This is a genomic window from Streptomyces sp. NPDC001231, assembly GCF_042896885.1.
GTDB lineage: Bacteria > Actinomycetota > Actinomycetes > Streptomycetales > Streptomycetaceae > Streptomyces.
In genome coordinates this window covers 328,720-346,967 of the sequence record NZ_JBIAXS010000003.1, presented here as the reverse complement: position 1 = coordinate 346,967, position 18,248 = coordinate 328,720, and the positions used below count along the sequence as shown (strand labels likewise).

Below are 18,248 nucleotides of genomic sequence, written 5' to 3'. Positions count from 1 at the left end.
CCGGGCGATCCGGTTCACTCGTTCGGGCGACCACGGGAACGCCCCGGGGGTCTCCATCGTCTACATTGGCGTAGACGGTCTACAGATTTGTAGTCACTCGGCCGGTGCCCTCAGCCGCGCGCCCGCCGACCCGACGGAAAGGGCCCGCGACGATGATCGCACCCCCGCACCTGTCGTCGCAGCTCGCTGTCAACGTGCTGGACGCGCAGTCGCTGCTGGCCGCCTTCGGCGTGCTCGGCGTCGGCGTGGTGATGTTCGCCGAGACGGGGCTCCTGATCGGCTTCTTCCTGCCCGGCGACTCGCTGCTGTTCACCGCGGGCCTGCTGTGCACCGGCACGGCCGACCGGGGTGTGAAGCTGTCGCTGGCCCCGTTGCTGGTCGCGGCCGTCGTCGGCGCGCTCGCCGGGTCACAGTGCGGCTTCCTGCTGGGCCGCAAGGCGGGCGGCGCCCTGCTCGCCCGCAGCCGCTCCCCGCGCCTGCACGAGGGAGCCGGTCGCGCCGAGGAACTCCTTGAGCGGTACGGGTTCGCGAAGGCGATCGTACTGGCCCGTTTCGTGCCGGTGGTGCGTACGGTACTCAACCCGATGGCCGGCGCCCTGGGCGTGCCGACCCGTACGTTCACCCTGTGGCAGGTCGTCGGCGGTCTCGTCTGGAGCGTCGGCCTCACCCTCGCGGGGTACGCGCTGGGCTCCTCCGTCCCGAACATCGACAAGTATCTGCTCCCCGTGATCGGACTCATCGTGATCGTGTCGCTGATCCCGCTCGTCCCGGAGGTCCTGCGCTCGCGCCGGGCCGCGAAGGCCAAGGAGGCGCGCGGATGATCCTCGCCCTGTCGGGCTCGTCCATCGACGGCCCCCTGTACTCGGACGTGGTGGACCTGGCCCGCCACTCCCCCGTGTGGTGGGACGACATGGTGACGGTGTGGTCGGCCTACGGCCTGGCCGTGTTCGCCGTGCTGATGCTCGCGGTCTGGTGGCGCTCCCGCCGGGTGGACGCCGGGGCGGCGGTCACGGCCCTGATGGTGCCACTCGTCGTGGTGCTCGCCTACGCCGTCAACTCGCTGGTGAAGCTGCTCGTGCGCGAGGTGCGCCCGTGCCGCACGCTGCACGTGGTCACCCTGGAGGCCTGCCCGGCCCGCACCGACTGGTCCTTCCCCAGCAACCACGCGGCGATCGCCGCCGCGGCCGCGGTGGCGCTGTTCCTCGTCTCGCGCCGGCTCGGCGCGATCGCGTGCGTGGCCGCGGTCGCGATGGCCGCCTCCCGGGTCTGGGTCGGCGCCCACTATCCGCACGACGTGGTGGCCGGGCTCCTGACCGGTGCCCTGGTGGCCTACGTCGTGATGAAGGCACTGCTGCGCCGGCCGGAGATACTCGCCCGGCGCCTGGTCACGACGCGGCTGCGGCCGTTGCTGGTGTCATGAGGCCCCGGGACACCGCCGACCTCGCGGGCAGCGCGGGGCTCGGCGCCTGGGCCGCGTTCGCCGTGCTCGGCCTGGTCGTCGGCGGCCATGGCACCCCCCTGTCCGTGGACGACACCCTGCTCTCCTGGTCCCTCGATCACCGCCCGGCGGTGGCCGTGGCGGTGGCCCGCGGGCTCACCGCCACGGGGACGGGGGTCGTCCCGTACCTGATCGTCGCGCTGGCCGGCCTCGCCGTCGGGCGCACGGCCCGGCAGCGTGCGGTCGCGGCCGCTCTCGGCCTCGGCTGCCTGGTGGCGGGCCAGGCCCTGCGCTACGGCGTGATGGAGCTGATCTCCCGGCCGCGTCCGCCGCGGCAGGACTGGGCGGCCCACGCCTCGGCGTGGTCGTTCCCGTCCGGGCACACCACCACCTCCGCACTGACCGCCGGGCTGGTGATCCTGGCGACGTCCGTGCGTGCCCCGCGCGGTCGTAGGGCGTTCTGCCTCGTCGTCGGCTGCTGGGGCGCGCTGGTGGGGTTGACCCGGGTGTATCTCGGGGTGCACTGGTTCACGGACGTGATCGGCGGCTGGCTGTTCGCCGCGGGCTGGCTCGGGGTGTGCCTGTGCGCGGCCACCTGGTGGCTGCCCGCCGGCCTCGTGTCCGGACTGACGGCGACAGCCGGAGGACCGGTGGAGGACCACGCGGGCCAGACTCCGGGTGGTCGAGGACGGTCACGCCCGGCCTGAGCGCGTCTCCCCGGTGGTCTTCCCGACCGCACCACCCGTTGAGCGACCGGCTGTCCGGTTTCCCGGCGGGCGGGCGACGACTGTCTGGGAGCACCACCGCGGCAGCACGCCTCTGGCGCCCGTGGCCGTTCACCGCCTGCGAGAGATGAGGGGGGAGAGCGGCCGCCGGCATGCCGGTTTCAGGTCAGAGAACGGGTATCCGGTTCCACGGCCGGACGGCCTCGATCGCGGCGGCGGCGCGGAACACAGTGGTGTCGTCGTAGGTACGCCCGACGACCTGGACGCCTGTCGGCACCCCTGTCGAGGCGAAGCCGGACGGCACGCTCAGCACCGGGCACCGGCTGGCGATGTTGAACACCGTGGTCATCGCGGCCTCCAAGTAGTAGTCCAGCTCGACGCCGTTGATCACGACCTTGGTCGAGAGGTGGTCGTCGTCGGCCGCGAACGCCGGGATGGCGGCGGTCGGGCAGAGCAGCACGTCGTAGCGGTCCAGCAGGGCACCGAGCTCCGCCTGCACCACACCCTCGATCTCGAGGCCCTGAAGGAAGCTGCCCGGTTCGCGGGCGGCCGCGCCGGCCCGCTCGGCGAAGTCGCGCGCGTAGTCCGTGAGGAGCTCGCCGTGCTCGGCGGCGATCGACGTGATGTACGGGCCGAAGATCGAGCCGAAGTGGATCAGCGATGCCCGGAACACGTCCGCCCGCGTGATCGAGACCTCGACCTCCTCGACGATGGCCCCGGCCGCTCGCAACGCCTGTGCGACCGCCCGGGTGTTGGCCTCGACCTCGGGGTCGACCACCCAGTCTCCGAGAGTGACCGACAGCGCCACCCGCAAACCCTCGACGCTCTCGAACTGCTCCGGCAGGACGAGCTTGGGTCGCAGCGAGACGGCGTCCAGCGGGTGGGGCCCCGCCATCACGTTCTCCAGCAGGGCGCAGTCGGCGACGGTACGCGCCATCGGACCGTCGTGGCAGTACGTGTCGAGGTTGAACGGAGTCATCGCCGGCACCCGCCCGTACGGCGGCTTGAAGCCGACCGTGCCGGTGAACGAGGCGGGGATGCGGATCGAGCCGCCGATGTCGGAGCCGGTCGCGAGCGTCGCCTCGCCCGCCGCGAGCGCGGCGCCCGATCCACCCGAGGAACCGCCCGGGGAGAACTCCAGGTTCCACGGGTTGCGGGTGACCCCCCACAGCCGTGACTGGGTGAACGCCGCACAGCTGAACTCGGGGGTTGTGGTCCGCGCGTGCACGATGCCGCCGGCGGCCTGGATCCGCTCGATGACCGGGTGCGTCTCCCCGGCGACCTGGTCCTGGTACACCAGGGAGCCGTCCGTGGCACGGCGGCCCGCGATGGGCTGCTCCTCCTTCGCCGCGACGGCGAGACCCTCCAGCGCACGGGGAGGCTCCCCCTTGCCCGCGTACCGCGCCTCGGCATCGCGGGCTGCGGCGAGCGCCTCCTCGAACGTTTGCTCGGCGAGGGCGTTGACCTTGGGCTCGACGGCCTCTGCACGCGCGATGACCGCGTTCATCAGCTCGACGGGCGACAGCGTGCGGTCGCGGAATCGTCGCAGGGCCTCGGTGGCCGGCAGGTAGGCGAGGTCGGTGAGGTCGGTGGAGCCGACGGAGCCGGCGGAATTCATGGGGTTGGTCACTGCGATGGCCCTTCAAGATGGATCGAGCGGTCAGATGAGTGCGCGACGGCCTTCGGAGATGCGGGCCGGATCCCACCCGGGCCGCGGGACGGAGTCGAGCAGCAGGCGGGTGTAAGCGTGCTGTGGGTTGGACAGGACGGTGGCGGTGGGGCCGGACTCGACGACCTTTCCGGACCTGAGCACCACCACCTCATCGGTGATGTGCCGCACCACGGCAAGGTCGTGGCTGACGAAGAGGAAGCCGATGCCCTCCTCACGCCGGATGTGTGCGAGCAGGTCGAGGATCTGTGCCTGGATGGACACGTCGAGTGCGGCGACCGCCTCGTCGAGGATGAGCACCTGCGGACGGGCCGCCAGCGCCCGGGCGATGGCCACCCGCTGGCGCTGCCCACCCGACAACCGGCGCGGCAGCGCCGCGGCCTCACGCTCGCCCAGTCCCACCTGGTCGAGGAGTTCGGCGACCCGTCTGCGCCGCGCCGGAGCATCGAGCGGGAAGTGCAGGCGCAGCACCTCCTCGATGCACACACTCACGCTGATGCGCGGGTCGAGGGACAGGTAGGGATCCTGGAACACCATCTGGATCTCGCGGGCCCTGGCCAGCCGTTCGGCCTGCCCGCGGGCCCGTGTCGAGCGGTCGCGTCCGTCGAGATGGATGGTGCCGGCGTCGTGCGGCTCCAGGCCCACGAGCATGCGCGCGGTGGTGGTCTTCCCGCACCCGGACTCGCCCACGATGCCCAGTGAACCGCCCGGTGCCAACGTGAACGACACTCCGTCCACGGCCACGTGGCCGCCGAACTCCTTGCGCAGTCCCTCCACCACGAGGCCGGACGTGGCGGTCGCCTCCCTCTCGGCGGTCACGGCAGTCACAGCGGGATCCCTTCTCCGGCGCGCAGGCAGGCACTCAGGCCCTCGCCGTACTGTTCAAGGACGGGCTTCTCGGCCGAGCAGCGCTCCTGTGCATGCGCGCACCGGGCGGCGAACGCGCACCCGGACGGCGATTCGGCGAGCGAGACCGGACGGCCGGGGATGGGCCGTGGCGGCCCCGCGTCCGGCTCGAGACGGGGTGTGCAGGCGAGCAGTCCGGAGGTGTACGGGTGGCGCGGGTGCTCGAAGAGCTTTCCGGCGGTCTGCGTCTCGACGATCCGCCCCGCGTACATGACGTAGATGCGGTCGCAGATGGCCGCGGCCAGTTCCAAGTCGTGAGTGACGAAGAGCATGCCGGTGCCCCGCTCGGCCTGCAGGCGGGTGAGGATCGCGACGACCTCGGCCTGAGTGGTCACGTCCAGCGCGGTCGTCGGCTCGTCGGCGACCAGCAGCGAGGGCTCGGTCGCGAGCGCCGCCGCGATGACGACGCGCTGGAGCATGCCGCCGGAGAACTGGTGCGGATAGCGCCGCAGCGCGCCGCCCGGATCACGGATGCCCACGGCGTCGAGGAGTTCCTCGGCACGGGCCCGTGCCGCAGACGCGGGTACGCCGGCCCCCCGCATCCCCTCGGTGAGGAAGTCGCCGACGCGCCGCATGGGGTTGACCGAGGCGCGCGGGTCCTGGAAGACCATCGAGACCTGCCGGGCCCTCAGTTCCTTCAGCCCGTTCCGGTCCAGGGTCAGCACGTCGCGGCCCGCCACGCGGACCTCACCGTCCGTCCGCGCGTGCTCGGGCAGCAGCCCGAGCACACTGCGGCACGCGACCGACTTGCCCGAACCCGACTCGCCGACCAGACCTACGGTCTCGCCCGCCGCCACGCGCAGTGACACGCCGTCCAGGATGGGCCGGGCCGCGCGCCCCTCGGGCAACCGCACGGTGAGATCGTCGATCTCCAGAAGAGTCTGCTGCTCGGTCATCCCCCTCACCTCTCCCTCTTGGCGACACGGTCGGCGATGCCCTCGCCGACGATGCTGAACGCCACGACGGCGAGCACGATGCACACCGACGGTGCGAGCGCGGGCAGCATCGCCCCCTGCAGCAGCGCGCCCTCGCCCTCGTTGATCATCGCGCCCCAGTCGGCGGTCGGCGGCTGCACGCCGAAGCCGAGGAAGGACAGCGCGGCGAGGTCCATCAGGGCGTAGCCGAAGTTGATCGCCGACTGGGCGAGCACGGTCGCCGCGATGTTGGGCAGCAGGTGCCGGACGCAGATCGTCCAGCCCGACCAGCCCTGCACGCGGTAGGACTCGATGTACGGACGGGCCTTCTCCTGCTGGGCGAGGCTGCGCACCAGGCGCCCCACGTAGGGCATGTACGCGACCGCCATGGCGATGACGGGCGCGGTCATGCCCGGTCCGACGACTGCTACGAACATGATCGCCACGAGCAGGCCGGGGAAGGAGAACACCAGGTCCATCGACCGGGAGAGGACCGAGTCGACCCAGCCGCCACGCCAGGCGGCCACCACGCCGACCACGATGCCCAGCAGGGTCGACAACCCGACGACCAGGAGCGGTCCGAGCAGCCCGGAGCGCGCGCCGTACAGCAGCCGCGACAGCACATCGCGGCCCGACTGGTCGGCGCCCAGAAGGTGGTCGGCGCTGCTGCCGGCCAGGGTGGCCTGCAGATCGAGGGCGTCGGGGTCGTACGGCGCGAGCAGCGGCGCGAAGACGGCCACGGCCACCAGTGCGGCCAGCAGCACGACGGCCGCCGTGAACAGCGGTCCCTGCCCGAACACCTGCAGGCGGCGCAGCCCCGGGCGCCGGTTCAGCTCGGTGGCGTTGATCGCGGTCATGAGGCACCTCGCCGGGTGAGGGTCAGCCGGGGGTCGATGAGCGGGGCGAGGAGGTCCACGACCATGTTCACCAGCACAAACGCCGCGACGATGAACAGTGTGATCGCCTGCACCACGGGGAAGTCCTTGACCGTCACCGCCTGCACGAGCAGTGAGCCGATCCCGGACACGTTGAAGGCGGTCTCCACGATCGCGGTGCTCACCAGCAGTCCGGCGAGCATCGTGCCGCCGACGGTGACAATCGGGCCGAGGGCGTTGCGCAGCACGTGCCGCCGCACCACGTCGCCCTCGGCGACTCCGCGGGAACGCGCCACCTCGACGTGCTCCCGCCGCAACTGGTCGAGCATCGAGGAGCGGGTCACCCGGGCCAGCAGCCCGGCAAGGGTGATCGCGAGGGCGACAGCGGGCAGGGTCAGGTGGTAGAGCCGGTCCGCGAAACCGGTGCCGGTGGCACCGGGCCCCGGGAACCAGCCCAACTGGACCGAGAACAGCGACACCAGCACGACGGCGCTGACGAACGGCGGGGTCGCCGTGGCCACGCCCGTGCCCACCAGCACGAGACGGTCGACCGCGCCGGGGCGCAGCGCGGCGAGGACGCCGGCCAGCACACCGCCGAGGCAGACCAGGACGGCCGAGTAGCCGATGAGGAGGGCCGTGCTCGGCAGGCGCGACCCGATGAGGGAGCCGACGTCCTGCCGGAACTGCACGGAGCGCCCGAAGTCGCCGTGCAGAACGTTGCCGACCCACTTCAGGTACTGGACGAAGAACGGGTCGTCGAGGTGGTACTGGGCGCGGATCGCGGCCTTGGTCTCCGGCGACACCGGGTGGCCCTTGAGGAGGAAGGACACCGGATCCCCCGGAGCCAGATGCACCGCGCTGAACACCAGGAACGAGGTGATCAGCAGCACTGCCACCAGCCCCAGGAGCCGGCCGATGATGTAACGGGACATCAGTTCGCCGACCCGATCGTCGCGGCCCACGGGTAGTACAGCTGGGCGATGCCGGCCGGAGCGCCGGTGATCCGGCTGCCCAGGAACACCGAGTGGGGAGCCTCGTAGAGCGGGATCGCGGGCAGCTCGCGCACCATGATCTTCTGCAGCTCGCTGGTCAGGTCGGCACGGGCGGCCGGGTCGTCGGTCGCGGCCGCCTTGTCGTAGACCGCGTCGTACTCCGGGTTCGAGTACTTGCCGTAGTTGGCGAAGTCGCCCGTGCGGAACGACTGGTAGAACTCCAGCGGGTCCGGCGAGTTGGTGTAGCCGTTGGTGAACACCAGATCGACGTCGGCACGGGCGTGCGGGTCGGTGAACAGCGCGCTGTACCCGTCCGGCGAGACCGGCTTGAGCCGCACGTCGAGTCCGATCTGCTTGCCCGCCGCCTGCACCGCGTTGGCGACAACACTGATCTCGGGAGCGAGGGTGCTGGTGGCCATGACGACCTTCCTGCCGGTGGCTCCGGCCTCCTTGACCAGCTTCTTGGCACCTTCGAGGTCGTACACCGGCTCAGGAAGAGCGTCGAAGTAGCGGGCCGTCCGGTCCGGCGCGGTGAGCCACGCGCCCTGTGCGGTCGGCGCCTTGGCGGGGACGCCCACTCCGCCGGCGGCGGCCTTGATGATGCTCTTCCGGTCAAGTGCCATGGACAGGGCCTGACGGGTCTTCAGGTCGCCGAGCGTGCCCTTGAGGTTCGTCACCGCGAGATCGGAGGCGGCGGTATTGGGGCCGAAGTACAGCTTGCCCTGCGAGGTCGCCCTGAGCTGTGGGAACGCGGAGGAGGGGATCAGGTACCCGCCGTCGACCGTGCCGGAGAGCCAGGCGTTGGTGCGTGCGGCCGGGTCCGCGATGAAGACGAACTTCACGCGGTCCGCCTTGGGCTTCAACGAGGCGTCCCAGTAGGCGGGGTTCTTCTTCAGGGTGATGCTTTCACCCTGGGCCCACTTGTCGAGCGCGTAGGGGCCGGTGCAGTCGACTCCGCCCTTGGGGCTGCCGTAGTCACGGCCGGCCTCGGCCAGGAAGGGGGCGCTCTCGACGGTGCCGGGGGAGGCCGCCAGCATCTCGTTGAGCAGCACGTCGGGCTTCTTGAGCCTGATCGTCACCTCGAGCGGACCGGTCTTGGAGATCGAGGCGACGTTTCTGAACGTGCTGTCCCAGGCCGAGCCCACACGCGGATTCAGATGGCGCTTCAGGGAGGCGACGACGTCGTCCGCGGTCATGGTTCCACCGCTGTGGAACCTCACCCCGGAGCGCAGGGTGTACACCCAGGTGAGCGGGTCGGGATTGGCCGACTTCACAGCCAGGGCCGGCACGATCTTCATCTCGGGCGTGGTGCGGAACAGTTGCTCGCAGATGTTCGCCAACACGGTGTTGGGCGGGTAGTCGTACGCCTGCGTGTAGTCGAGGGAGTAGGGCTCGGCGTACAGCGACCAGGTGAACGACGGGATCGGGCCCTTGGCCGGGGGCGTGTCCGGCGCCACCTTGTACGGCGCGCCGCCCTTGGCCGCGTCGGTGCCGGTGGAGGAGGCACCGGAGCAGCCGGAGAGGGCCGCTGCCGCGACGGCCGCACCGGCGAGCAGGCTGGTCAGTCTGGAGGCACGCAAGGAAGCCGCCCCTTTCCTGGGGTAATGGGGGTTTTGAGGTTCCGGCAAGTATGGGTGCGGGAACGTTCCTTCACAAGGGTTTGCGGGATCGGTTTTTCCGAGGTCAGAGCCGCGTGACGACGGACCGCGGAGCTGGCAGCATCAGCACATGACCGAAACTCCCCGCCGCGGCGGCCGGGGCATCCCGGCCGCCGCGCCCCGGGTCCGCCTCGTCGACGTCGCTCGTGAGGCGGGCCTGTCCAAGACCACCGTCTCCGCCGCGCTCAACGGGACCGGACGCCTCTCGCCTGCCGTGCGTGAGCACGCCCGTGAGACCGCGCGCCGGCTCGGATACCGGCCCAATGCGACCGCGCGGCTGCTGCGCGCCGGGCACGCCAGACTCATCGGGTACGCCGTCGGGGAGCACCCCACGACCCCGGGGTCCTACATGGACTCCCCGTACTTCGCGCAGCTGACCAGCGCCGTCGCGACCGCGGCCCTGCACCACGGCTACGCCCTGGTGCTGCTGCCCACCAGCTCCTCGCCCAGCGAGTGGGCCGACCTGCCACTGGACGCCGCGATCATCGCGGACCCCCTCGCCGACGACCCGCTGGTCGAGGACTTCATCGCCGCCCGCGTCCCGCTGTCCACCGACCGCTCGGTCGAGGGCCGCCCCGGCACGCACTGGGTGGACATAGACACCGGCACGGCCGTGCGCGAGGTGCTGGACCATCTGCACGCCCAGGGCGCCCAGCGCATCGCGGTCGTGGCGCCCGACGTCCCGACCCGTTTCTACAGGGAGGCACTGGACGTCTACCGGCACTGGTGCGCCGAGCGGAAGGCCACGCCTCGTATCACGCGCTCCGAGCGCCCGGGCAATGGACCGGTCGTGGAGGCGGTGGAGCGGGCCCTGACCTCTTCCGCTGCCCCCGACGCCCTCTTCGTGCTGGCTGAGGCCAATCCGCCGCTGGTGCTCGACGCCGCGCGCCGCCTGGGCCTGTCGGTGCCGGGCGACCTGCTGCTGGTCTGCGCGAGCGAGGACTCCTCGGCGGCGTACGCCGACCCGCCCATCACGACGCTGAGTCTCCAGCCCCACCTCATCGCCGCGACGGGCGTCGCACAGTTGATCGCGGCACTGGAGAGCGGGAGCCAGGAGCCTACGGGCACCGTGGTGCCGGCGAAGCTGGAGCTCAGGGCGTCCTCGCAGCGCGGCCGCGGTCCGCGAGGTGCGGCCGGGCCGCGCTGACGGGCGGTCAGGAGGCGGAGTGGACAAGTTCTCCCCCTACATAGGTCTGCACGGCCCGGGCCGTACCGATCTCCTCGGCCGGGGCGGTGAAGATGTCCCGGTCGAGGACCACCAGGTCAGCGAGGTTGCCGGGACGGAGGCTGCCGGCCTCGTCCAGGCCGTTGACATGGGCCGAACCGGCGGTGTACGCGGCGACGGCAGTGGAGAGGTCTAGGCGCTGTTCCGGCAGGAAGACGCGGTCGTCCGTGGTCTCGGGCACCATTCGGTTGACGGCGACGTGGATCCCGGCGATCGGGTCGGGGCTGCTCACGGGCCAGTCACTGCCCGCCGCAAGGGTGGCGCCGGCGCGCAGCAGGGAACCGAAGGGGTACTGCCAGGCGGCGCGTTCGGGTCCGAGGAAGGGGATGGTGAGCTCGTCCATCTGCGGCTCGTGCGCGGCCCAGAGCGGCTGGATGTTGGCGATCGCGCCGAGCCGGGCGAAGCGCGCGATGTCCTCGGGGTGGATGACCTGAAGGTGGGCCAGATGATGCCGGGTGGCACGGCGGCCGTTGGCGGTGCGGGCCGCCTCGACGGCGTCCAGTGCCTCGCGCACCGCGCGGTCGCCGAGGGCGTGGAAGTGCACCTGGAAGTCGAGCGCGTCCAGCGCGGTGACGTGCGAGCGCAGCTCGACCGGGTCGACGAAGCTCAGGCCGCTGTTGGCGGTGACGCAGCCGCAGCTGTCCAGGTAAGGGCTGGTCATCGCGGCGGTGAAGTTCTCCGCAATGCCGTCCTGCATGATCTTCACCGAGCCGGCCCGAAACCTTCCGTGAGTCAACTCGGCGCGGCGCGAGACCAGTTCGGGAATCTGGTCGGCGCCGCGCGCGCGGTCCCACCACAGCGCGCCGACGACCCTGGCTGTCAGGGTGCCCTCGCGGGCGGCGGTGAGATATGCGTCGGAGGGGTCGGACTGGCCGTTGAACGTGCCGAGCAGGGCATCCTGCCAGCCGGTGATGCCGAGCGAGTGGAGCAGCCGCTGGGCGCGCAGCAAGCCGGCCAGGCGATCACCGGCGGTCTTGTCGGGCACCAGGCGGGCCACCAGAGCGGTGGCGCCCTCCTGCAGGACGCCGCTCGGTGTGCCGTCGCTCCCCCGCTCGATCCGGCCGTCGGCAGGGTCCGGGGTGTCGCGGGAGAGGCCCGCGAGTTCCAGCGCGCGGGTGTTGACCCAGGCGCCGTGATGGTCCCGGTTGGGCAGGTACACCGGCCGGTCGGGCACCACGGAGTCGAGCAGTTGCCGGGTGGGAAGGCCGCCCTCGAAGCTCTCCATGGACCAGCCGCCGCCGGTGATCCAGGGGCTGTCGGGGTGAGCGTCGGCGTACTCGCGGATGCGCCGCAGGTACTCGTCGACTCCCACGGTGCCGGTGAGGTCGCACTCGCCCAGCTCCAACCCCCCGTATACGGCGTGGACGTGCGCGTCCTGGAAGCCGGGAAGCAGCAGCTTGCCGCTGAGGTCGACCACCTCGGTCCTGGGGCCGATCAGCTCGCGCACCTCGTCGTGCCCGACGGCCGAGATCCGCTCCCCGGTGACGGCCAGGCCGCTCACCCGGGTGCGTGCGGGGTCCCCGGTGTGCACGGGGCCTTGGACGAAGACCAGGTCGGCCTTGGTCATGGTGGTACTCCAAGGGATCGGCGGTCCGCGCGAGCGGTCCGCAGTGAGGAACCAGGTGCTGCCGCCTGTGGTGGCACCACCGAACGGCCGGGGCGCCGGGGCGTTTTCGGGTCGCCGTCAGGGCCCGCGCCGCAGGCCGCGGGCAGGTGAGGACACTCCGAGGGCATCCGCGGGCCACTCGGGGGAGGAGGTGGCCCGAGGGCCGGACGACAGGCATGAAAGCCTGGGTTCACACAAACGTCAATGCTGTTGTCATAAGATCCGGGGCATGACTGAGCGTGTGGTGCGCGAGCCGCAGCGGCGGCGCAGAAAGCCGACCAAACAGGGCACGGTACTGTCCGAGCAGACCATCATCGAGACCGCCCTGCGACTGATCCACCAGCATGGCGCCGACGCATTGACGGTCCGCCGGCTGGGAGCCGCGCTGGGCGCCGACCCCAGCGCGCTGTACCGGTACTTCCACAACACCGACGACCTTCTGCTCGCCATCGCCGACGAGCTCATCGGCCGCGCCCTGCAGGGCTGGCAGCCCAGCGGCGACTGGCGTGCCGGCCTGCGCGAGGTGGGCCTGCGCATCCATGCCGCCTACCAGGCGCACCCGCAGGCGGCCCTGCTGGCCGCGCACCGGACGACCGGGCGGGACAACGAGACCCGGGCCGTGGAGGAGATCCTCGGCCTGCTGCGGTCGGCGGGCTTCCAGGACGAGGACGCGGTGCGGATCTATCACGCCTTCGTGGACCAGGGGCTCGCCTTCGCGGCTCTGGACGCCGCCGCGGTCTCCCTGCCGGCCCCGGCCCAGGAGGCCGAGCGTGGGGTCTGGCAGGCCCGCTACGGCCGCCTGGGGGCGAGCACCCACCCCAACATCGCCGCCACCGCCCATCTGCTGGCCGCCGACATGCAGCTCAGCGGGTACCCGTTCGCCCTGGAACTGCTGCTCGACGCCGTCGCCGCCAGGTTGCCCGGGGCGGGCGGGCGGGCGCACTGAGCGCGCAACCGGTCCGCACGCGCTCGCGACATCGGAAAGCCTTATGTCAACACCATTGACTTTACTTGGCGTACAGCGTTCTGATGGGAGGACCCCGGAGGCCGGCCCCTCCATGCACACAAGGAGCACCACCATGGATCCCGTCCGCGCGCTCCAGGACGCCTGCCCCACTCCGTTCTGGCTGGACGACCCCGATCGCCCGCAGGCCGCTTCCGCCCTGGTCGCCGGCACCCGCTGCGACCTGCTGGTGGTCGGCGGCGGCTACAGCGGCCTATGGACCGCCCTGATCGCCAAGGACCGCGACCCCTCCCTCGACGTCCTGCTGATCGAGGGCGAGGAGGTCGGCTGGGCGGCCTCGGGCCGCAACGGCGGCTTCTGCGAGGCCAGCCTCACCCACGGCCTGGGCAACGGCATGGAGCGCTGGCCCGGTGAGATCGCCGAGCTCGAGGAGCTGGGCACCCGGAATCTCCAGGCGATCGAGGACACGATCAAGCGCCACGGCATCGACTGCGACTGGGAGCGCACCGGCTCCCTCAGCGTGGCCACCGAGCGGTACCAACTCGACGACCTGCGGGAACTGGCCGGACTCGCCGCCCGCTACGGCACCGCGCCAACGGTGCTGGACGCCGACCAGATCCGCGCCGAGATCGACTCGCCGACCTTCCTGGGCGGACTCTGGGACAAGGACGGCACGGCGCTGGTCAATCCGGCGCGTCTCGCCTGGGGGCTCAAGCAGGCCTGCCTGAGTCTTGGCGTACGCATCCACGAGCACACCCGGGCCACCGCCCTCGCCGAGGCCGGCACCGGGATCGCGGTGCGGACCTCGTACGGCCGCATTTTCGCCGGCCGCGTGGCGCTGGCGACCAATGTCTTCCCCTCCCTGGTCAAGCGGCACCGCCCGTACACCATCCCCGTGTACGACTACGCACTGATGACCGAGCCACTGACGGACGAACAGCTCGCCTCCGTCGGCTGGCGCAACCGGCAGGGGTTCTCGGACAGCGCCAACCAGTTCCACTACGTCCGGCTCTCCGCCGACAACCGCATCCTGTGGGGCGGCTACGACGCCGTCTACCACTACCGGGGCCGGGTGCGCGCCGAACACGACCAGCGGCCCGAGACCTTCGCGACCCTGGCCCGGCACTTCTTGCAGACCTTCCCTCAGCTGGAGGGCCTGCGTTTCACCCACGCCTGGGGCGGCGCGATCGACACCTGCAGCCGCTTCTGCGCGTTCTTCGACACCAGCCACCGGGGCCGGGTCGCCTACGTGGCCGGCTTCACCGGCCTCGGCGTGGGCGCGACTCGCTTCGCCGCCGAGGTGATGCTCGACCTGCTGGCCGGCGAGCGCACCGAGCGCACCTCCCTGGAGATGGTGCGGCGCAAGCCCCTGCCGTTCCCGCCGGAACCGATCCGCTGGGCGGGAGTCCAGGCCACCAGGTGGTCCCTCGCCCGGGCGGACGAGAACGAGGGACGCCGCAACCTCTGGCTCAAGACCCTCGACCGGTTCGGCCTCGGCTTCGACAGCTGACGGCACGACAGGGCCGCGGGGCGAGGCCGGAGACCTGAAGGCATCCTGACTGCCGCGAACGGGTCTCGGCCCGCCGGGTGGGCGGCACCGTGCGGCCCAGGCGTCCGATGCCGCGCGTCGCACACCGCCCCGCGGCGGACGAGTGCGACCAGGACCGCCAGGCGGGAGAGCAGGGGAGCCGGACGGTCAGGAGCCGGTGGCCGAGGGCGGCGGAGGCAGCCGGGGCCCCGCCCGCGGCGAGGGCGAAGTCCAGGGAGCCGAGTCCGCCGGGAGTGGGCAGCAGGGCGGCGGCACGGGTGGCGGCGAGGTGGAGGAACGCCACCCGGACCGGGGCGGGCCGCGGCGAAGGCGAGCGGGCCGCCCCACAGGGCGGCGGCCCGCCGCGGCCGGTTTTACACGGTCGCGATGTCGTTCAGCACCGCCGCGACCATGGACCGGCACCGCGACCGCAGCGGGCCCCGCACCGCCGCCGCCACCAGCACGGCGGCGCCGAGGACGATGGCCACGGCCATGACGGAGAAGTGCGGTATCCGCAGGACGCCCGGGCAGGCCACGGCGAGTACGACGACCGGGCGCCGCACGGTGAGCGCGCTCGCGGTGCGGCCCGCGGACGGGCCGCACCGCATCAGGAACCACAGGTCGACCGCGCCCGCCCCGAGGCCGGCGGCCAGTACGTGGTGGGCGGCGCCGGCGGCGAACTACGCGCGCCCTGGTGACGGTTGCGGAGCTCCCGGCGTCAGGGACCGGTGGCCCTGCGCGCCTGGGGCGCGACGTACAGGCGCAGGTCGCCGAAGCGGTGGGAGGGCCAGGTGCGGGCGTACGCGGGCGGGGTGCCGTCGGCGGTGGTGAGGGCGGCGACCGGGAGGCGCCGTGCGGCCTGGTCGATGGCCGCCGGGGTGCTGTTGGTGTTGGGGCCCGCGGTCGCGGCCGAACCGCAGCCGGTGTAGAAGGCGATCGGGATGGCCTCCTCACCGGTGAGCAGACAGGGCGGGCGCACTCCGAGGCGGTGCAGCGCGGCGGCGGTGACGGACCAGGCGCGGCGGTCGGTGGTGGTGCGGTGGACGGTGTGGGCGAGGACGGCGTACTGCACCGCCAGGTGTCCGGCGAGGCCGAGGACGGCCAGGGACACGGCGAGGGGCCGCCACCTGCCGTTCGGCGCCCTGAGCAGTTGGACGAGGGCGTCGGCGGCCGGGATCGCGAGCAGGGCGTAGGCGGGCAGCAGGAAGCGGGGCGCCGCATATCCGATCATGAACAGGTACGGGAAGGCGGCCGTGACCGCGCAGGCCAGCGCGACCAGCGTGGGCGGGGTCCGCCGGGCGCGCACGGCGAGGGCGAGGCCCAGCAGGGCGAGCAGGGGCAGGACGTACCACCAGGCGGTGACAACCGGATTCGGCTGCGCCCCGGTGCACGGCCGGCACAGGGCGCGCCCGCCCAGGCTGCGCAGCTGGTCGGCCACGGCGAAGTGCCAGCCCAGGCCGCCCTGTACGGCGGAGCCGTCGGACAGCCGCTGGAACAGGCCCCCGTAGGCGACGTACGCCTCGATCACCCATTCGGCTGACCCGGCGACCAGTCCTGCGAGCAGCGCGGCGAGCGGCTTCCAGTGCCGCTCCAGCAGGGCGAGGGCGAGCAGGGGCAGGACCACCCAGACGGCGTCCATGGGGCGCATCAACGCCATGAGGGCGGCGCCCCCTGCCAGGCCCCACAGTGCGGCGCCGTCCCGCCGGGCGGTACGGACCCGCAGGTAGCAGCCCGCACAGGCGAGGGCGCCGATGGCCACCCAGTAGTTGGGCATGGCCTGCGGACCGTAGAACAGGGTCACCCACAGAGAGGCGAACAGGGCGCCGGCCAGGGCCAGGACATCGGAGCGGAACGTATGCCGCCACACGCGCAGGGCCAAGTACAGGGCGAGCCCGGAGAGTACCGCGAGGTAGACGCGCAGCAGCGTGGTGGACGACGACCAGGAGGCGACCGGCGCGACGAGCAGCGAGACGCCGCGTGCGCGCGGGGCGCTGAAGTAGGCTGCCGGTGCGTGTCCGCTGACCTGGCTGACGTAGATGGACTCGTCCCAGCCGAGGCCCATGCCGGGGCGGACGAGGAGGAGTTGGGCGAGGGTGAAGGCGGCGGCCACCGCCGCCACGAGGACGTCGCCGCGGGCCCGGCGGGCGCGGGCGGAGCCGGATCCCGGTCCCGCTCGCCGCATCCCGACGGGTATGGCGTGCGTACTGTCGGCCATCTCCACCCCTCACCCCCGCACCGCGGGGTTTCGGACTCCCCGCGTTCCGCGCCACCGGCGCGGGAACCAGGTAAGCAGGAACCAGGTAGGACGTCAGGGAAACAAGTAAGACGTCGGGGAGAACAGGTACGACGTCAGGGAAAACACGGACAAACTAACCCGCGCCGCGCCCACGCGCCGGGCGGGACGCCGCCGGACGCCTGACCCCCCTACGCGCTGTAAGGTTGAGGGCATGGCTGGCAGAGGGCCTCACGGCAGGGTGGAACGGCGCAGTTCGGGCGAGTTGGAGAGCGAGGTCCTCGCGGCCTTGTGGTCCACGGAGCACCCGCTCACCCCTGCCGAGATCCAGCTGGAGATCGGCGGCGGCCTGGCCTACAACACCGTGCACACCATCCTCAAGCGCCTGTACGACAAGGGCCTGGTGCTGCGCGAGGTGGACGGGCGGCGGGGTGCCTACCGGCCGGCCAAGAACGCGGCCGAGCTGACCGCCCAGGCGATGCACGACGCCCTGGACCGCGGCCCCGACCCGATCGCCGCCCTCCAGCAGTTCGTGACCGGGCTGAGCCCCGAGGAGGAGCGGGCCCTGCGCGAACTGCTCACCGGAGGGGCCGCGTGACGGTCGACGTCTACACCCCGCTGGCGCTGTCCGCGCTGCTCGCCGCGATCAGTCCCGCGGTCGGCCGGCGGGTGGCCCCCGCCCTGGCCGCGCGCGTGCTGACCGCCGCCGCCGTGGTGACGGCCGCCGCCACCGTGTGGTCCCTCGTGCTGCTGGCCGCCACCCTCCTCAACGACGCCCCGCCGGTCGTCGCCGAGGCCCGGGAGGCCGGCCACGCGGTCCCGGACCCGGTGCCCGAGGCGATCGGGATCGCCGCCTGCCCGGCCCTCGCGCTGATCGCCCACCGGCTGTGGCGGGCCGTCCGCGCCGAGTACGCCACGCGCCGCACGCTGCGGCGGCTGTGCGAGGGGCAGCCGAGGGACACCGAACTCATCGTCGCCGCCTCGCCCGTGCCGCGGGCGTTCGCCATCCCCGGCTCACCGGGCCGGATCCTGGTCACCGCGGCGATGCTCGGCGCGCTGGAGCCGGTCGAGCGCCGGGTGCTGCTCGCCCACGAACGCGCCCATCTGGCGCACCGGCACGCGCTGCTGGTGACGGCGGCCACGCTGGCCTTCGCGGCCAACCCGCTGCTCGGGCCGGTCCGCGACCAGGTGGCCTTCCTCGTCGAGCGCTGGGCGGACGAACGGGCCGCCGCGGCGGTCGGCGACCGCACCACCACCGCCCGCGCGCTCGCCCGCGCGGCGCTCACGGCCGGACGGGCGGAGCCTTCGTGCGCGCTGGGCTTCACCGATCGCGCCGTCACCCGCCGTATCGCGGCGCTCCAGTCCGCCCCGCCGCCGCATCTGCGCTCGGTCGCGGCGGCCGTCCTCGCCCTCGGTGCGCTGCCCGCCCTGGGCGCCGCCGACGCCACGGGCGACCTGCTGCGGCTGCTGGTGCACATCGTCCCGTAGGCCGACGGCGTCCCGTACGACGAGGAG

At 72.4% G+C, this 18,248-nt stretch carries 17 protein-coding genes; 8 read left to right on the top strand and 9 right to left on the bottom strand.

All coding sequences use genetic code 11. The features are described 5' to 3' along the window. Positions 1-152 precede the first annotated feature (152 nt). Genes ACFY3J_RS06125 through ACFY3J_RS06115 form a run of 3 tightly spaced genes read left to right on the top strand, consistent with a single transcriptional unit; the run spans position 153 to position 2,145 of the window. Positions 153-821 (top strand): DedA family protein, encoded by a 669-nt coding sequence (locus ACFY3J_RS06125; RefSeq protein ID WP_384181238.1) that lies wholly within the window; start codon positions 153-155, stop codon positions 819-821. Beyond that, positions 818-1,420: a phosphatase PAP2 family protein gene (locus tag ACFY3J_RS06120; protein ID WP_384181236.1), complete on the top strand. Its 603-nt coding sequence runs from the start codon at positions 818-820 to the stop codon at positions 1,418-1,420. Before ACFY3J_RS06125 ends, ACFY3J_RS06120 begins: the two co-directional genes overlap by 4 nt. Continuing rightward, complete coding sequence (locus ACFY3J_RS06115) at positions 1,417-2,145, top strand: phosphatase PAP2 family protein (RefSeq protein ID WP_384181234.1); 729 nt, start codon at positions 1,417-1,419, stop codon at positions 2,143-2,145. Before ACFY3J_RS06120 ends, ACFY3J_RS06115 begins: the two co-directional genes overlap by 4 nt. A 184-nt stretch (positions 2,146-2,329) precedes the next feature. On the opposite strand, the gene ACFY3J_RS06110 is transcribed toward ACFY3J_RS06115, so the two are convergent. Genes ACFY3J_RS06110 through ACFY3J_RS06085 form a run of 6 tightly spaced genes read right to left on the bottom strand, consistent with a single transcriptional unit; the run spans position 2,330 to position 9,099 of the window. Further along, positions 2,330-3,781 carry an amidase gene (locus ACFY3J_RS06110; protein WP_390840383.1) on the bottom strand — a complete coding sequence of 484 codons (1,452 nt, stop codon included), beginning with the start codon at positions 3,779-3,781 and terminating at the stop codon, positions 2,330-2,332. A gap of 42 nt (positions 3,782-3,823) precedes the next feature. Beyond that, positions 3,824-4,660 carry an ABC transporter ATP-binding protein gene (locus tag ACFY3J_RS06105; RefSeq protein WP_384181231.1) on the bottom strand — a complete coding sequence of 279 codons (837 nt, stop codon included), beginning with the start codon at positions 4,658-4,660 and terminating at the stop codon, positions 3,824-3,826. Beyond that, a complete protein-coding gene (locus ACFY3J_RS06100) occupies positions 4,657-5,634 on the bottom strand; it encodes an ABC transporter ATP-binding protein (protein ID WP_384181229.1) in 978 nt (325 codons plus the stop codon). The genes ACFY3J_RS06105 and ACFY3J_RS06100 overlap by 4 nt, the downstream gene beginning before the upstream one ends. 5 nt (positions 5,635-5,639) lie before the next feature. Then, positions 5,640-6,509: an ABC transporter permease gene (locus ACFY3J_RS06095; RefSeq protein ID WP_384181227.1), complete on the bottom strand. Its 870-nt coding sequence runs from the start codon at positions 6,507-6,509 to the stop codon at positions 5,640-5,642. Then, positions 6,506-7,459 carry an ABC transporter permease gene (locus ACFY3J_RS06090; protein WP_390840400.1) on the bottom strand — a complete coding sequence of 318 codons (954 nt, stop codon included), beginning with the start codon at positions 7,457-7,459 and terminating at the stop codon, positions 6,506-6,508. Before ACFY3J_RS06090 ends, ACFY3J_RS06095 begins: the two co-directional genes overlap by 4 nt. After that, positions 7,459-9,099, bottom strand: a complete 1,641-nt coding sequence (locus ACFY3J_RS06085) for an ABC transporter substrate-binding protein (RefSeq protein WP_384181223.1) — start codon at positions 9,097-9,099, stop codon at positions 7,459-7,461. The genes ACFY3J_RS06090 and ACFY3J_RS06085 overlap by 1 nt, the downstream gene beginning before the upstream one ends. A 148-nt stretch (positions 9,100-9,247) precedes the next feature. Here ACFY3J_RS06085 and ACFY3J_RS06080 point away from each other — a divergent pair, with 148 nt between their 5' ends. Beyond that, complete coding sequence (locus ACFY3J_RS06080; protein ID WP_390840382.1) at positions 9,248-10,324, top strand: LacI family DNA-binding transcriptional regulator; 1,077 nt, start codon at positions 9,248-9,250, stop codon at positions 10,322-10,324. A gap of 7 nt (positions 10,325-10,331) precedes the next feature. Here the strand turns inward: ACFY3J_RS06080 and ACFY3J_RS06075 are convergent, their stop codons facing one another. Then, positions 10,332-11,969, bottom strand: a complete 1,638-nt coding sequence (locus tag ACFY3J_RS06075; protein WP_390840381.1) for an amidohydrolase — start codon at positions 11,967-11,969, stop codon at positions 10,332-10,334. 268 nt (positions 11,970-12,237) lie between these two features. Here ACFY3J_RS06075 and ACFY3J_RS06070 point away from each other — a divergent pair, with 268 nt between their 5' ends. Together ACFY3J_RS06070 and ACFY3J_RS06065 are read left to right on the top strand one after the other, a co-directional pair. Further along, on the top strand, positions 12,238-12,954 hold the full coding sequence (locus ACFY3J_RS06070; RefSeq protein ID WP_384181217.1) for a TetR/AcrR family transcriptional regulator: 717 nt from the start codon (positions 12,238-12,240) through the stop codon (positions 12,952-12,954). 133 nt (positions 12,955-13,087) lie between these two features. After that, positions 13,088-14,482 (top strand): NAD(P)/FAD-dependent oxidoreductase, encoded by a 1,395-nt coding sequence (locus tag ACFY3J_RS06065; RefSeq protein WP_384181215.1) that lies wholly within the window; start codon positions 13,088-13,090, stop codon positions 14,480-14,482. Between the two features lie 392 nt (positions 14,483-14,874). On the opposite strand, the gene ACFY3J_RS06060 is transcribed toward ACFY3J_RS06065, so the two are convergent. Both ACFY3J_RS06060 and ACFY3J_RS06055 read right to left on the bottom strand, forming a co-directional pair. Further along, on the bottom strand, positions 14,875-15,108 hold the full coding sequence (locus ACFY3J_RS06060) for a hypothetical protein (protein WP_384181213.1): 234 nt from the start codon (positions 15,106-15,108) through the stop codon (positions 14,875-14,877). Between the two features lie 110 nt (positions 15,109-15,218). Next, entirely contained in the window at positions 15,219-16,715 is a 1,497-nt protein-coding gene (locus ACFY3J_RS06055) for a hypothetical protein (RefSeq protein WP_384181211.1), read from the bottom strand. Between the two features lie 232 nt (positions 16,716-16,947). Here ACFY3J_RS06055 and ACFY3J_RS06050 point away from each other — a divergent pair, with 232 nt between their 5' ends. Together ACFY3J_RS06050 and ACFY3J_RS06045 are read left to right on the top strand one after the other, a co-directional pair. Then, positions 16,948-17,331: a BlaI/MecI/CopY family transcriptional regulator gene (locus ACFY3J_RS06050; RefSeq protein ID WP_141355372.1), complete on the top strand. Its 384-nt coding sequence runs from the start codon at positions 16,948-16,950 to the stop codon at positions 17,329-17,331. Further along, on the top strand, positions 17,328-18,221 hold the full coding sequence (locus ACFY3J_RS06045) for a M56 family metallopeptidase (RefSeq protein WP_390840379.1): 894 nt from the start codon (positions 17,328-17,330) through the stop codon (positions 18,219-18,221). The genes ACFY3J_RS06050 and ACFY3J_RS06045 overlap by 4 nt, the downstream gene beginning before the upstream one ends. Positions 18,222-18,248: the final 27 nt, after the last annotated feature.